The 15747-nt window shown below is 54.3% G+C and carries 16 protein-coding genes; all 16 read left to right on the forward strand.

All coding sequences use genetic code 11. From position 1 onward, the window contains the following. The first annotated feature begins 462 nt into the window (after positions 1-462). A complete protein-coding gene (nadA, locus tag IM700_RS21790) occupies positions 463-1401 on the forward strand; it encodes a quinolinate synthase NadA (protein WP_193418998.1) in 939 nt (312 codons plus the stop codon). Between the two features lie 36 nt (positions 1402-1437). Further along, a complete protein-coding gene (gene nadB, locus IM700_RS21795; RefSeq protein WP_193419019.1) occupies positions 1438-3054 on the forward strand; it encodes an L-aspartate oxidase in 1617 nt (538 codons plus the stop codon). Continuing rightward, on the forward strand, positions 3044-3910 hold the full coding sequence (gene nadC, locus IM700_RS21800) for a carboxylating nicotinate-nucleotide diphosphorylase (RefSeq protein WP_193418999.1): 867 nt from the start codon (positions 3044-3046) through the stop codon (positions 3908-3910). Before nadB ends, nadC begins: the two co-directional genes overlap by 11 nt. Before the next feature lie 7 nt (positions 3911-3917). Further along, positions 3918-4682 (forward strand): type III pantothenate kinase, encoded by a 765-nt coding sequence (locus tag IM700_RS21805; protein ID WP_193419001.1) that lies wholly within the window; start codon positions 3918-3920, stop codon positions 4680-4682. 113 nt (positions 4683-4795) lie between these two features. Next, the gene (gene hslO, locus IM700_RS21810; RefSeq protein ID WP_193419021.1) at positions 4796-5686 is read left to right on the forward strand and encodes an Hsp33 family molecular chaperone HslO; all 891 of its coding nucleotides are present in this window, start codon (positions 4796-4798) and stop codon (positions 5684-5686) included. Positions 5687-5923: 237 nt separating this feature from the next. Beyond that, positions 5924-6862 carry a cysteine synthase A gene (gene cysK, locus IM700_RS21815; RefSeq protein WP_193419003.1) on the forward strand — a complete coding sequence of 313 codons (939 nt, stop codon included), beginning with the start codon at positions 5924-5926 and terminating at the stop codon, positions 6860-6862. A gap of 144 nt (positions 6863-7006) precedes the next feature. Beyond that, positions 7007-8542 (forward strand): anthranilate synthase component I family protein, encoded by a 1536-nt coding sequence (locus IM700_RS21820; RefSeq protein WP_193419005.1) that lies wholly within the window; start codon positions 7007-7009, stop codon positions 8540-8542. Positions 8543-8560: 18 nt separating this feature from the next. After that, complete coding sequence (pabA, locus tag IM700_RS21825; RefSeq protein WP_178020492.1) at positions 8561-9142, forward strand: aminodeoxychorismate/anthranilate synthase component II; 582 nt, start codon at positions 8561-8563, stop codon at positions 9140-9142. Next, positions 9139-10077, forward strand: coding sequence for an aminotransferase class IV (locus IM700_RS21830; RefSeq protein WP_193419007.1), 939 nt, complete (start codon positions 9139-9141; stop codon positions 10075-10077). The genes pabA and IM700_RS21830 overlap by 4 nt, the downstream gene beginning before the upstream one ends. After that, positions 10058-10897 carry a dihydropteroate synthase gene (gene folP, locus IM700_RS21835; protein WP_418888802.1) on the forward strand — a complete coding sequence of 280 codons (840 nt, stop codon included), beginning with the start codon at positions 10058-10060 and terminating at the stop codon, positions 10895-10897. Before IM700_RS21830 ends, folP begins: the two co-directional genes overlap by 20 nt. Positions 10898-10921: 24 nt before the next feature. After that, positions 10922-11284, forward strand: coding sequence for a dihydroneopterin aldolase (gene folB / locus IM700_RS21840; RefSeq protein WP_193419011.1), 363 nt, complete (start codon positions 10922-10924; stop codon positions 11282-11284). An 11-nt stretch (positions 11285-11295) separates the two neighbouring features. Next, entirely contained in the window at positions 11296-11844 is a 549-nt protein-coding gene (gene folK, locus IM700_RS21845) for a 2-amino-4-hydroxy-6-hydroxymethyldihydropteridine diphosphokinase (protein WP_193419013.1), read from the forward strand. After that, on the forward strand, positions 11796-12002 hold the full coding sequence (locus IM700_RS21850) for a helix-turn-helix domain-containing protein (protein ID WP_155608107.1): 207 nt from the start codon (positions 11796-11798) through the stop codon (positions 12000-12002). Before folK ends, IM700_RS21850 begins: the two co-directional genes overlap by 49 nt. A 46-nt stretch (positions 12003-12048) precedes the next feature. Next, positions 12049-13050, forward strand: a complete 1002-nt coding sequence (gene dusB, locus IM700_RS21855; RefSeq protein WP_155608108.1) for a tRNA dihydrouridine synthase DusB — start codon at positions 12049-12051, stop codon at positions 13048-13050. A 340-nt stretch (positions 13051-13390) separates the two neighbouring features. Then, a complete protein-coding gene (gene greA / locus IM700_RS21860) occupies positions 13391-13867 on the forward strand; it encodes a transcription elongation factor GreA (RefSeq protein WP_068784380.1) in 477 nt (158 codons plus the stop codon). 102 nt (positions 13868-13969) lie between these two features. Continuing rightward, entirely contained in the window at positions 13970-15478 is a 1509-nt protein-coding gene (gene lysS / locus IM700_RS21865; protein ID WP_193419015.1) for a lysine--tRNA ligase, read from the forward strand. Positions 15479-15747: the final 269 nt, after the last annotated feature.

The raw sequence follows: 15747 nt of genomic DNA on the forward strand, positions 1-15747 counted from the left end.
ATCTGTATGAAAAACCGAATAGAATTCGGGATTCATGCTACGAGTCACACATTTTGTGCGAAAAATCGAATATAATTCGCTTCTATAGGGGTGTAGGAACAATTCGAGCGTTTGCCCCGTACCCGCCAGGCGTCGCTTACAATGGGGGGGAAGCGAGTCCCGGCTCTTTTTACCAAAAATTTTAGATAATCAAGAACGCTCGAATCCCCTCGTTAATCCTGATTTTTCCTGCAAAATCATGGGCAATTGCCGCTATACGCAAGCGGACGGCGCATTGACAGTGCCTTTCACCTTGTGTAAATTAGTTGATAAACACCGTGTGAAATTTAATACGTTCTTGCCGTTTCACGCAGGATTGCCATACAAAGCAGCGAGAAGCCCGACCGACGCGAAGAGAGATAGAAGGCTAGGTGGGGCCAAACAGCAACAGACGATACAAGAGCTTATGGGGGAGGAATTCAAGTGGAGGCTCTAGCGCTTGAACGTAAAGCCGAAATGAACCGCGAACTGCGGGAAAGGCTGGTTCAGCTCAAGAAAGAACGCAACGCAATCATACTGGCACATTATTATCAGCGGGATGAGATCCAAGAGGTGGCGGATTTCCGGGGTGATTCTTTTTTGCTGGCTCAGAAGGCCGCTTCGACCAATGCGGAAACGATCGTGTTCTGCGGCGTTCATTTTATGGGGGAAAGTGCGAAGATTCTGGCGCCAAGCAAAACGGTGCTTATTCCTGATGAGCGTGCGGGTTGCCCGATGGCCGACATGGTGAATGTCGACGGCTTGCGTAAGCTGAAGGCCCAGCATCCAAACGCCAAAGTGGTGACGTACATCAACTCTTCGGCAGAAATCAAAGCGGAGACCGATATCTGCTGCACCTCGTCAAATGCGGTGAAAGTGATCAATTCTGTCGATGCGGACGAAATCATCTGGGTGCCGGATAAGAACCTTGGCCATTACGTGCAGCAGCATACCGACAAGAAGCTGATCATCTGGGAAGGGTACTGCAACACGCATGATATGTTGACGGTCAAAGACGTCGTTGAGATGAAAGCGAAATACCCGAACGCCGAGTTCGTCGTGCATCCGGAGTGTCGTCCGGAGGTTGTAGCGATGGGCGATTTCGTGGGCAGCACTACGGCGATCTTGGATTATTGCAAAAATTCCTCCGCCAAGGAGTTTATCGTCGGTACGGAGGATGGAACAGGGTATCAGCTGCGTAATGACAGCCCGGACAAAACGTTCCATTTTGCCACCAAATTCCTGGTTTGCCCGAACATGAAAGTCAATAACTTGAAGAAACTGGTCAAATGCCTGGAAACGATGCAGCCGCAAATCTACGTACCGACCGTCGTTGCCGACAAAGCCAGATTATCCTTAGAGCGCATGTTACAAGTTAAGTAGCATGCGCTACTCTCTTGTCCAAGATAGGTGACGATGGTGATTCCACAATATTTGGTTGATTTTGAGGCAGGACAGCTGCCGGTCGTCGATACGGATGTCATCGTGATCGGTTCGGGGATTGCGGGGCTCTTTACCGCTATCAAAGCAAGTGAAAAAGAGCGCGTGATCCTGATTACGAAAAAATCGATGCTGGAAAGCAATACCAGGTACGCTCAAGGCGGCATCGCCGCTGTGATTTCTGAAGAGGATTCCCCGGTTTATCACCGTCAGGATACGCTGCTGGCCGGAGCGGGCTTATGCTCCTCTGAAGCGGTGGATATCCTGGTCAACGAAGGGCCGGAAGGCGTAAAAGAGCTGATGATGTTAGGCACCGCCTTCGATTTGGAGAACGGTGAGCTCGCTCTGACGAAAGAGGGGGCGCACAGCCATCGCCGGATCTTGCATGCCCATGGGGATGCGACGGGATATGAGATCGTGCGAGCCTTGTCCGAGCAAGCGGGAGCCCATCCCAATATCGAAGTTTGGGACAATCATTATGTGATCGATTTGATCACCGAGGAGAATGAATGCCTAGGCGCGCTCGTACAGCGGCCAGACGGGCAGCGCGTGTTTCTGCGCGGGAATGCGACGATTCTGTGCTCCGGCGGAGCTGGGCAGTTGTATCGCTATACGACCAATCCCGAGGTAGCCACGGGCGATGGGGTTGCTATCGCATACCGGGCGGGAGCGATTCTTCGCGACATGGAGTTTATTCAATTTCACCCTACATCGCTCTGTTATCCGGGCGCGCCGCGGTTTCTGATCTCTGAGGCGGTTCGCGGCGAAGGGGCCGTGTTGCGCAATATCAAAGGCGAGCGGTTCATGAGTAAATACCATGAGCTGCTTGAGCTGGCGCCGCGGGATATCGTGGCTCGGGCCATCGTCAGCGAAATGGAAGCGACGGGGGCAAGCATCGTGTACCTCGATATCACGCACGAGGATCCGGAGAAAGTCAGATCCCGATTCCCAACGATTTACGAAACCTGCCTTGGCTATGGGCTTGATTTGACGGCCGACTGGATTCCCGTTGCGCCGGCTGCGCATTATATGATGGGAGGCGTCCGTGTCAGCCATCACGGAGAGACGAGTGTGCATCGGTTGTTCGCCTGTGGCGAAGTTTCGTCGACCGGCGTACATGGCGCGAACCGGCTGGCCAGCAACTCGTTGTCGGAAGCGATCGTGTTCGGGCGCCGGATTATTCAGCGGATTCAGGAGCTGCCTCCGCGCACCCGAACCGGGGAGACCGTGGCTTACCATGACGGCCGTCTGGCTCCGGCACCGTCTTCGTTAGTGGAACGCCGCTTGGACTTGCAGAAAACGATGGTCCGCCGTGCCGGTTTGCGTCGAACGGCGGAAGGATTGGCCAATGGGATCACGGAGCTGGAGCGGCATCAGGCGATTTTTAGCCAGGCGCTGCATACCCGCGAAGAGTGGGAATACGCCAATATGCTGACCTGCGCGCTGCTGTTGGCCAAATCGGCGCTAGCGCGCGAGGAGAGCCGGGGCGGGCATTACCGCGAGGACTTCCCGGAACGCAGCGACGAGAAGTGGCGCAAGCATCTACTTTGGCAGCGGGATAAAGGAATGTTGGAGGAAACTAGCGATGATGTTTAATGGATATAATGAAGGACTTGTGGAGGCCATCCGCGGCTGGTTGAAGGAAGATGTGGGCTCCGGTGACGTGACGACCGCGGTAACGATCCCTGCGGGTCATGAGTCCAAAGGGATCATTCATGCCAAGCAGGGCGGGATTGTTGCCGGAATGCCGGTGGCTCAGCTTGTCTTCGAGATCGTGGATCCGAATCTGACGTTTACGCCGCACGTGAAGGACGGGGAACGTATCGAGAAAGGCGCGATTCTGGCCGAGGTGGAAGGAAGCACGCATAGCATTTTGACCGGGGAGCGGTTAGCCCTGAACTTGTTGCAACGCTTGTCTGGTATCGCAACGCGCACGAAGACGTTTGTGGAAGCATTGGGCGGGCTGCCGACCCGGCTGGTGGATACACGCAAGACGACGCCGGGCCACCGGATGCTGGAGAAGTATGCGGTCCGTACCGGAGGAGGTTCGAATCACCGCTTCGGGTTGTACGACGCCGTCATGATCAAGGATAATCATATTAAAGGGGCCGGTGGCATCACCCAGGCGGTGAGCCGCGCTCGTGCTCATATTCCACACACGATGACGATTGAAGTGGAGACGGAAAACCTGGAACAGGTGGAGGAAGCCCTGCAAGCTGGCGCGAATATTATCATGCTCGACAACATGGCTCCCGACCTGATGAAGGAAGCGGTGCGCCGAATCAAGGCCAAGGCGCCGCATGTGACGGTGGAAGCATCGGGCAACGTGTCGCTGGAAACGATCCGTGGGATTGCCGAGAGCGGCGTGGACGTCATTTCTGTGGGACGTCTGACGTATTCTTTTGAAAGCCTGGATATCAGTTTGGATTTGAACGGCAAAAAGGAGGCCTAACAAGCGCATGTTCCTTGTAGTCGATGTAGGCAATACGAATATCGTGCTGGGGATTTACCGGGGCAAGGAGTTGCTCCATCATTTCCGCATCAGTACGAATCGCCAGGCCACGGTGGACGAGTACGGCGTATTGATCCATAATCTGTTCCACATGGTGGGGATCCGGGAAGCCGAGATGGAGGGCGTCATCATTTCCTCGGTAGTACCGCCGTTAATGCACGTGCTTGAGGAGCTGAGCGAAAAATATTTGCGGCACAAGCCGCTGGTCGTTGGCCCGGGGATCAAAACCGGGCTGAACCTGCGTTACGAAAATCCGCGCGAAGTTGGAGCGGATCGGATCGTCAACGCGGTGGCCGCCATCGAGCAGTACGGAGGGCCGCTGGTCGTCGTTGACTTCGGTACGGCCACGACGTTTGACTGCATCGATGCGGCAGGCAATTACCTTGGCGGCGCGATCGTGCCGGGCATCGGGATTTCGACGGAAGCGCTGTACCAGCGAGCTTCCAAGCTGCCGCGCATCGAACTTGAGAAGCCGAAGAAGGTCATTGGCCGCAATACGGTGAATGCGATGCAGGCCGGGATTATTTTTGGCTATGCTGGACAGGTTGATGGCATTGTGGAGCGGATTGCTCGGGAGATGGGCGAGAAACCGAAGGTGATCGCGACCGGAGGACTTGCGGAGCTGATCGCCAGCGAAACGCGAACCATTGAAGAAGTAAACTCGCAGCTAACCCTTGAAGGGCTGCGGATTATCTACGAACGCAATCAATAAAGCAGGCGATGGTTATACTGGTATAAGTTGAAATCTCAAGTCAAGTTCAAAAAGTCAGGATAGATGACTTTTTGAACTACCTTTGTAAGAAGCGAAAGGAGGTCCTTCGCATGATGGACCAGAACAGCAAGCAAGATCGGTTGATCCGCGGGATTGCCATGGGCGGGAAAGTGCGCGCTTTCGCCGTGCGGACGACCCAGCTGGTGGAGGAGCTGCGCCGCCGGCATGATACGTACCCGACCGCAACAGCCGCCTTCGGGCGCACGCTGACCGCCGCCGCCATGATGGGCGCGATGCTCAAGGGCGAGGAGAAGCTGACCGTACAGGTTAAAGGCGACGGGCCGATCGGACAAATTATTGCAGATGCGAACGCCAAGGGCGAAGTGCGCGGCTACGTCAAGAACCCGCATGTCCATTTGCCGAGCAACAGTCAAGGGAAATTGGACGTTCGCGGCGTTGTCGGAACGGAAGGATTTATTCACGTCACGAAGGATTTGGGACTCAAGGAGCCTTACCGCGGTAGCGTGCCTTTAATTTCCGGCGAGTTGGGCGAGGATTTTACGTATTATTTTGCCGTGTCGGAGCAAACCCCTTCCGCCGTTGGATTGGGTGTTCTGGTCGACGTGGACAATTCGGTGATTGTTGCGGGCGGTTTTATCATTCAACTGCTGCCCGGCTTAAGCGATTCTGAAATCGACTCGATTGAAAATGCGGTGGGTCAGCTTCCACCGGTGACGGCCTTGCTCGATCAGGGGTTGGAGCTGGACGAAATGCTGCGCTGGATCGTGCCGGACGTGCAGGTGCTGGAGGAAATGGACATCGTCTTCTCTTGCAACTGTTCACGGGAGCGGGTGGAGCGCACGCTGATCAGCTTGGGTAAGAAGGAGCTGGAGGAACTGCGGGACGAAGGCAAAGAGACGGAGGTCGTTTGCGATTTCTGCAACGAACCGTACTTGTTTACCCCCGAGGAACTTGACCGGTTGATAGCTCAAACGGATAAATAAGTGAATAAGACCAAAGATACTTTGCGGATCGGGTTATTTAGACCTCGGATGCAAAGTATTTTTTGTGACTTTTCTTGACAACTCCGATCGGGGTTGTTAAGATAATAATCAGAAAACCAACTTATTTACTCGGAAATAAATGAAAGCCGATAAATCGCACATCCTAACATCTTGAGCTTTCATTTTGTGCAGCTAGATCGACGACGGTAATTTTTATCCAAAGGGAGGATATTTAATATGGCAAAAGTCGTAAATAGTGTAACGGATTTGATCGGAGATACGCCGCTGGTTCGGTTGAATCGGATCGTACCGGAAGATAGCGCGGAGATCTATGTAAAGCTGGAATACCAAAACCCGGGCTCTAGCGTGAAGGACCGGATCGCGATCAGCATCGTTGAGGAAGCGGAGAAGGCCGGCAAGCTGAAGCCGGGCGGAACGATTATCGAAGCGACAAGCGGCAATACGGGGATCGGCTTGGCGATGGTAGCTGCAGCGAAAGGCTATAAAGCCGTTATCGTGATGCCGGAAACGATGAGCTTGGAACGTCGTAACCTGCTGCGTGCCTACGGGGCGGAGCTTGTCTTGACGCCGGGAGCCGAAGGCATGAACGGCGCGGTGAAGAAAGCCGAGGAGCTGCTGGCAGCGAATCCGGATTATTTCCTGGCGGACCAGTTCAGAACGCAAGCGAACGTGAAAATCCACCGCGAAACGACCGGACCGGAAATCGTTGAAGCGATTGAATCGCTGGACGGCCGTTTGGATGCATTCGTTGCAGGGATCGGTACGGGCGGTACGATTTCCGGTGCGGGTGAGGTATTGAAGAAACGGTTCCCGGATCTGAAGATTTACGCGGTTGAACCGGCAGCATCGCCGATTCTGTCTGGCGGCAAACCTGGACCGCACAAAATCCAAGGCCTTGGTGCGAACTTCATTCCGGAAATTTTGAATCGTGAAATTTATGATGAAATCATTCATGTGGAGAACGATGAAGCGTTCGAACAAGCACGTACGGTCGCGAAAGAGGAAGGCATCCTGTCCGGTATTTCCTCCGGCGCTGCAGTGTTTGCTGCCTTGAAGGTGGCTAAGGAGCTGGGCAAAGGCAAACGTGTCGTTGCCATCATTCCAAGCAACGGCGAACGTTACCTCAGCACGCCGCTGTACAATTTCGAAGCTTAATCACTCCTAGGAGAGCGATGACGCCCCCCGGCCGTTCTAACCGAACGGTCCGGGGTCTTTTATTATGAGGCGAACTTCTAGTATACTAGCTTCCAATAAGAGAAGTGCATCTATAAGATGAAGCTTGGAGGACGAACACGGTTCATGAAAAAGTTGACGACCTGGGAGCAATGGAAAGATTGGGCGGGGACAGGCGACTGGACGATGCTGCCCTTTGCGGTCAAATGCCCGTTGGCGGCTTCGGGTTTGCCTGAGGATTGGTTCCGGGCTTGGAAGGAAGCCGGACCGTACGCTTGCGTGTTGGAGAGTGGCAAGGGAGGAAGGTACACCTTTCTAGGCTTAGAGCCGGTTTCTGTCATCCGCGGCAAGGGTGGCGAAGCCATCGTGCAAGATCCTGCTTCCGGTATGGCATCGGTCCTCCGAGGCAAGCCGCTGGAGTTGTTGCGGGACTGGATGGCTCCGTTCCGGTCGCCCGAGGTGCCGGGGCTACCCGAGTTCACCGGCGGAGCCGTCGGTTATCTCGCCTATGATGTAGCGCGATCGTTGGAGCGCCTGCCGAACCTGGCGCAGGACGACCTTGGCCTCGACGACTACGTTTGGATGCGGTTGGAGGAGATGTGGGCTATCGATCAGGGGGAGGGCGACGTGTATTGCGTCGTCCATGTCCCGATCGCCTCGATGTCTCTGGAACAACTGCGGGATGGTTACCGTCGCGCCGAAGCGCGGGCTTTGCGCATGGCGGAGCGCTGGACAGGCTTCTACGCTGCGACCGCTGCTGCCCCGGCGGAAACCCCGACTCCGCTTCCTCCGCTCGGCGACGAGGAGTTGGAGCGCCGCCGTCTGTCCGTCTCGATGACGCAGGAGGCGTTCGAAGCGGCGGTGCGCCGGGTGCAGGAATATATCGCCGCCGGCGACGTATTTCAGGTGAACCTGTCGCTGCGCCAGGCTTTTGCGTTGGTGGCGTCACCTGAACAGGTGTACGAGCAGCTCAGGCGGTTGAACCCGTCGCCATATATGGGCTTGCTCCGCTTCCCCGATTTCCAACTCGTGTCCGCTTCGCCGGAGCTGCTGGTGAAGGTGGAGCAAGGGAAGATCAGCACCCGCCCGATTGCGGGAACGCGGCGGCGGGGACATACGCCGGAGGAGGATCGGCAGATGGAGGCGGAGCTGCGCGCGAGCAACAAGGAGCAGGCCGAGCACATTATGCTGGTCGACCTTCTGCGCAACGACATCGGCCGTGTGGCGGAGTATGGGACGGTACGGGTCAGCGAGCTTTTTACTGTGGAGCGCTATTCGCACGTTATGCATCTGGTGTCTGAGGTCGAAGGGGTGCTGGGTGGGGATCCTACGTTATACGATGCGATCGCTGCTGTTTTTCCGGGAGGAACGATTACCGGGGCGCCTAAGGTACGAACGATGGAAATCATCGAGGAGCTGGAGCCGATCACGCGGGGACCTTATACCGGCGCAATGGGATGGATTGACTATACCGGGAATATGGAATTAAATATTATTATACGTACGCTGGTCGCGAAGGATGGCGTCGGCTACTTGCAGACGGGGGCTGGCATCGTGATTGATTCGGACCCGTACCGTGAGTATAGGGAATGCTTTAACAAGGCCAGGGCTGTTGCTTTGGCGATCCAACAGAGTGAGCAGAGCCAGCTGGACAAAGTCTAGGACAGGAGATGAGATGAGATGATTTTGGTGATCGATAACTACGATTCTTTTACGTACAATTTGGTGCAGTATTTAGGTGAGTTAGGTGAGGAAGTAACTGTCCGCCGCAACGATGAGATTGATCTTGCGGGAATTGAGGCTTTGCAGCCGGATCATATTTTAATATCCCCCGGTCCATGTACCCCAAATGAGGCTGGGATCACGCTGGATTTGATCGAGCGTTTTAAAGGGGTGATCCCGATCTTCGGCGTTTGCCTGGGGCATCAGGCGATCGGCCAAGCTTTTGGCGGTAACGTGATTCGTGCCGAGCGGTTGATGCACGGCAAGACGTCGCCGATCCACCATCAGGGAGAATCGGTGTTTGCCGGCCTGCCGTCGCCGTTTACGGCCACGCGGTACCATTCTCTGATCGTGGAGCGCGAGAGCCTGCCGGATTGTCTGGAAATTACCGCCGAGACGGCGGAAGGGGAGATCATGGGACTGCGCCACAAAGAGTATGCCGTTGAAGGCGTGCAGTTCCATCCGGAATCGATTATTACTCAGCATGGCCATCAGATCCTCCGTAATTTCCTGAATCGGAAGGCGGAAGCCAAAGCATGAAATACATCGGGGTGGATGGAGTTCCGACCCCGACCGATCAAGCCGTGATCTCCGTAATGGATCACGGCTTTATGTACGGGATCGGTTTGTTTGAGACGTTCCGTACGTACGGAGGTCGACCGTTTCTGCTGGAGCGGCATCTGGATCGGCTGATGGCAGGCTGCAGGGCGTTAGGGATCGATTTCAAGGCCGATCCCGGCCGGGTTGAGTCGGAAATCAGTGAGTTGCTCGTGCAAAACGGATTGGCTGAAGGCTACATCCGGTATACGGTAACGGCCGGTGAGGGGCCGCTTGGCTTGCCGGTCGGTGACTACGATAAGCCGAGAGTCGTAATCTACGTGAAGTCGTTGCCGGAGCTAGGGGTGACGCTGTATACCGACGGGAAGCCGCTGTGGCGGCTGGAGACGCTCCGGAACACGCCGGAGGGCGAGGTGCGCTTCAAATCGCTGCACTACATGAATAGCGTGCTGGCGAAACGCGAGCTGGCGCGGCTGGAACGCGCGGCGGCGCAGCAGTCCGTCGCTCCCGTCCCTGCGGAAGGCTTGCAGCTGACGGCCCAGGGATGGTTGGCGGAGGGGATCGTCAGCAATGTATTTTTTGTGCGGAATGGCAAATGTTATACGCCGAATCTGGAAACGGGGATTCTCCCCGGCATTACTCGCGCCATGGTGCTGGAGCTGGCAGCCGAGAAGGGGATTCCGACGGAGGAGGGCTGCTACACTTGGGACGATCTGTTGGCGGCCGACGAGGTCTTCTTGACAAATTCGATCCAAGAGCTCGTGCCTGTGACGGAATTGGCGGAGTCTGGCAAACAAGGCGGACAGGAGATGCAGCGGCACAAGGTCGGGACCGGCCATATCGGGCCGGTTACGGAACGACTGCTGGGGGAATATAGAGAGAAAGCGAGGAATGACGATGCAGCCGATCATATATAAACGCAGCTACCGGCTGGGCGAGGCGTCCTTTACGCTCGGTGAGCGCACGCTGGTGATGGGGATTCTGAACGTGACACCGGACTCTTTTTCCGATGGAGGCCGTTATAATAACGTGGAACGCGCTTTACAGCACGCTCGGGAGATGATTGCGGAGGGAGCGGATATCATTGATGTCGGCGGAGAATCAACGCGTCCGGGTCATGAACCTGTAAGCGAACAAGAGGAGCTGGAGCGGGTCATTCCCGTGGTAGAGGCGATGCAACGCGAGCTGCCGCAAGTTCCCTTGTCGGTGGATACGTACAAGGCAAAGGTCGCGAGAGAAGCGCTGAAGGCGGGCGCCCACATCATCAATGATGTATGGGGCTTTAAGGCGGAGGCGCGGATGGCGGAAGTGGCGGCGGATTTTGGTTGTCCGGTGATTTTGATGCATAACCGTCAGGATCGTAATTACGGCGACTTGCTTGCCGATGTGGCGGCGGATTTGCGAGAATGCGTGGAGATCGCTCGTAAAGCTGGCGTGAAGGACGAGAATATTATTTTGGACCCGGGTATCGGTTTTGCCAAGGATTATTCCGAGAACCTCCGTGTCATGCGTGCACTGGACGATTTGATAACGTTGGGTTATCCGCTCCTGCTCGGGACGTCCCGCAAGCGATTTATCCGTACCGCGTTAGACCTTCCGGTCGATGAAGTAGTGTTCGGTACGGCGGCGACTGTGGCGCTAGGGGTTGCGCAGGGCTGCCAGATTGTCCGCGTTCATGACGTGAAGGAGATCAAGCAGACCGTGCAAATGTGCGATGCGATCGTGTACACTCAATAAATTGCTGGAAAAGGAGCCGAAATCATGGACAAAATGGTGCTGCGGCGCATGGAATATTACGGGTACCACGGCGTGTTCGAGGAGGAGCGCAAGCTGGGCCAGCGCTTCTACGTGGATTTGGAGCTGGAGATGGATCTGCGCCAGGCGGGAATCCGCGATGACTTGACTCAAACGGTAAATTACGCCGAATTGCATGGGCTGGTCAAGGATATTGTCGAGCTAAAAAGCTTTCAATTGATCGAAGCGTTGGCGGAGCATATTGCATCCGCGGTATTGGACACTTATACTAGGGTAGATGCGTTAACGGTTCGGGTCACCAAGCCGCACCCTCCGTTTGATATCCATTTCGACGGTGTGACGGTGGAGATGTACCGTTCCAGAAAGTGAGCCAATCGTTTATGAACCTGACTTCTCCCTCTGAGCTTTCAGAGGCTTATATTGCTTTAGGCGCCAATCTGGGAGACCGCGAGGCCACCCTCATGCAGGCGATCACAGCGCTGCAGGAGCATCCAGCGATTGAAGTCCTGCGTTGCTCCAATTTATATGAAACCGATCCGGTAGGATACCTGGATCAGCCGTGTTTCGTGAATATGGCTGTTGCGCTGCGTACCTCGCTGGATCCTGAGGCGCTGCTTGAAGTTATGCTGGATATTGAGCTGCGATTAGGGCGAGAGCGCAAAATACGTTTCGGGCCGCGCACGGTGGACCTTGATTTGTTATGGACTGGAGGCAGAGTGGTGAATACGCCGCTTCTTACATTGCCTCATCCACGGATGATGGAGCGGGCTTTCGTACTTGTCCCGTTGTCAGACATTGTGCCGGAAGGGGAGCTCTCCGGCCTGTATGAGCGCATTCAGAGTGCCTTGGACACCCTAGATGGAAAGGAAGGCGTCCGGTTTTGGAAAACATGCACCTGGCACAGCGCATCCGCGCTTTCCGAAAACTAAAAGGATTTACCCAGCAAGAGCTGGCTGAGAAGTCCGGCGTTTCCCTAGCTTTATTAGGAGCGGTGGAACGGGGGAACCGCCGGGCAGATGATCAAATTTTAACTAAAATTGCAAATTGTTTGGGCATCTCCTTAGCGGAGCTGAAGCCCGATAAATAAGCTAGGCCGCTTGTAACCTAACCTTATCGAAATGGAGGGAACCATCTTGCTGAAGATTGGCGATATTGAAATGAAAAACCAAGTCGTGCTTGCTCCGATGGCAGGCGTATGCAATCCGGCCTTTCGCTTGATTGCCAAAGAATTTGGAACAGGGCTGGTCTGCGCAGAGATGGTGAGCGATAAAGCGATCATCCATGGCAACAAGCGTACTCGAGAAATGCTTTTTGTGGACGAGCGGGAGAAGCCGCTTAGCCTGCAAATTTTCGGTGGGGACCGCGCATCGCTTGTGGAGGCGGCCAAAGTCGTTGATCAGGAAACGAATGCCGACATCATTGATATTAATATGGGTTGTCCGGTGCCGAAGGTGACGAAATGCGATGCCGGCGCACGTTGGTTGCTCGAGCCGAATAAGATTTACGAGATGGTCTCGGCCGTTGTGGATGCGGTGAGTAAACCGGTAACGGTGAAAATGCGGATCGGCTGGGATGCAGAGCATATTTACGTTGTGGACAACGCCAAAGCGGTGGAACAAGCCGGTGGCAAAGCCGTCAGCGTGCATGGCCGGACGCGCGAGCAGCTGTACACCGGGCAGGCGGATTGGAGTTACATTCGTCAGGTGAAGGAAGCCGTATCGATTCCCGTGATCGGCAATGGCGACGTGGCGACGCCGGAGGATGCCAGACGGATGCTGGATGAGACCGGCTGCGACGGCGTGATGATTGGACGCGGGGCACTCGGCAACCCTTGGATGCTCTATCGGACGGTCGAGTACCTGAAGACCGGTGAATTGCTTCCGGAGCCGGATGCGGAGGAGAAGATTCGCATCGCGATCTTGCACATGGACCGTTTGGCCGCTCTTAAAGGCGAGCATGTGGCCGTTCGCGAAATGCGCAAGCATTTGGCCTGGTATTTGAAAGGTCTAAAGGGCGCAGCGCCCATTAAGGATCTCATTATGGAAGAAACTCGGCGTGACGAGATGGTGCGCATTCTTGAGGGTTTTGTCGCGGGCATTTCGACAGTAGCCGTACCTGATGAGGTATCCGCCTAAGGTTGAAGGGGAAGGTCATGAAACGTTTACATTTGTAAATTCGGGTGTCATTGACAATTGAGAATCGTTCACCTATAATTTCACAATATAAATTCGACTCAGGGCGTTAGGCTTTCCTCTAGGGATGGTCTGACCCTTATCACATAATGCATATGATATACACAATGAGTTGGGAATTTAGAGACCATTGCTGCCGGAAGCGAGCGCTTCCAAGCACCTAAGCGGCAGTGGAACGGCAAAGGAACATTTTCCTAAAGGGAAGCGTTCATTTTCCAGGAGGGTTTTCGGGTGCCGCACGCACCGTGCGAAAATTTTTTCCATGACAGGAGAATCGGTTGAGATGAGCGATAAAGAAGTTATTCTTACCCAGGACGGTCTGAAGAGACTGGAAGAAGAATTGGAAAACCTGAAATCTGTGAAACGCCGCGAGGTTGCGGAACGGATTAAAGTAGCCATCGGATACGGGGATATCAGTGAGAACTCGGAATACGAGGACGCGAAGAACGAGCAGGCCTTTATCGAAGGGCGAATCATCACGCTGGAGAAAATGCTGCGTAACGCTCGGATCATCAACAACGACGAAATCGACACGGATACGGTGAGCATCGGTTCGATCGTGACGGTAGAAGATCTGGAATTTGGAGATACGATGGAATACGCTATCGTTGGGACGGCGGAATCCGATCCGATGCAGAACAAAATCTCGAACGAAAGTCCTGTTGGCAAGGCGATTCTCGGGAAGAAAAAAGGCGCCGTTGTGGACGTCAACGTTCCGGCCGGCGTGATTCAATATAAAATCGTGGACATTAAGAAGTAAGGCGGAATGAGCGACGAAAGAAGCTTCCCCAGCGGAAGCTTCTTTCACTGTTTCTTTTGTCGGCGAGCAAAATTCAGCGGGATTAAGGAGTGGAGTAGGGCTATGAGCGAAGAGATCAATAATCAGGAAGCCATGGAAGTCAGCGAGCTGTTGCAAATTCGCCGCGATAAATTGGACGAGCTGCGCGGATTAGGGATCGACCCTTTCGGCAAAAAATACGAACGTACCCATATGGCGGGTGACATTCTTCAGCAGTATGACGAGCTTTCCAAGGAAGACTTGGAGGAGAAGAACGTAGAGGTTTCCATCGCCGGTAGAATCGTGGCCAAACGGGGAATGGGCAAGGCTAGCTTTGCACATCTGCAGGACCTGTCGGGCAAAATTCAGATTTATGTCCGCCAGGACAGCGTGCCGGAAGTTAAATATGAGGCGTTCAGCATTCTGGACCTTGGGGATATCGTTGGGGTGACCGGTGAGGTGTTCAAGACCAAGACCGGCGAAACGACGATCAAAGTCAAGGATCTGGAGGTGCTATCCAAATCTCTGTATCCGCTGCCGGATAAATATCACGGGTTGAAAGACGTTGAGCTGCGATATCGCCAACGTTACGTTGATCTGATCGTAAATCCGGAGGTGCAGCAGACGTTTATCAAGCGTTCTCGGATTATCCAATCGATGCGCCGTTACCTGGATTCATTGGGTTATCTGGAGGTGGAAACACCTACCCTGCACAGCATTGCGGGTGGGGCAGCAGCCCGTCCGTTTATTACGCACCACAATGCGCTGGACATGCAGCTCTATATGCGGATCGCGATCGAGCTTCACTTAAAGCGTCTGATTGTCGGCGGCATGGAGAAAGTGTATGAGATCGGCCGGGTATACCGGAACGAGGGCATTTCTACGCGTCATAACCCGGAATTCACGATGATTGAGTTGTATGAGGCTTATGCCGATTATCAGGATATCATGGCGTTGACGGAAAATATGATTGCCCACATCGCGCAGGAAGTGCTGGGGACCCAAGTGGTGAACTACCAGGGTCACGAGGTTAACTTAGCTCCGCAGTGGCGCCGCGTTTCGATGGTCGATGCCGTTAAAGAAGTGACCGGAGTGGATTTCGGCGTACAAATGAGCAATGAGGAAGCGCACCGCTTGGCTAAAGAGCATAAAGTTCCAGTGGAGCCTCATATGACGTTTGGTCATATCCTGAATGCTTTCTTTGAGCAATTTGTAGAGGAAACACTGATTCAGCCGACGTTTGTATATGGACATCCGGTGGAAATTTCGCCGCTGGCCAAGAAGAACGAGCAGGATCCACGCTTTACGGATCGTTTTGAACTCTTTATCGTGGCTCGGGAGCATGCTAACGCCTTTACGGAGCTGAACGATCCGATCGATCAGCGCCAACGTTTCGAGGCACAACTGCTCGAACGCGAACATGGCAACGATGAGGCTCATGAAATGGATGATGACTTTATCCGTTCCCTTGAATACGGAATGCCGCCTACCGGTGGCTTGGGGATCGGGGTAGACCGCCTTGTGATGTTACTGACCGACTCGGCTTCCATCCGCGACGTGCTGCTGTTCCCGCATATGCGTTCTGCGGAATAAGCAAAGGAATAAAGGATATACGAGCCCGGCTGATTGCCGGGCTTTCTTTATATGGGTGATGAACGGCGGGCGCTGATTTTGAATGGGCAAAATTGGATGAGAATAAAACAGCGGTTTGGGTTGCGCCTGGGTTGAAAAGATGATATATTATAAATCCGGTCGTTATTCACGGGCATTATGAACATCAGCTCAGAATCGCAGATAAAAATAATGCTTGCAAGATAACGCCGGACATGATATACTATAAAAGTTGTCGCCGATAAGACGAT

It is taken from the genome of Paenibacillus rhizolycopersici (assembly GCF_014947195.2).
Classification (GTDB): Bacteria; Bacillota; Bacilli; order Paenibacillales; family Paenibacillaceae; genus Fontibacillus; species Fontibacillus rhizolycopersici.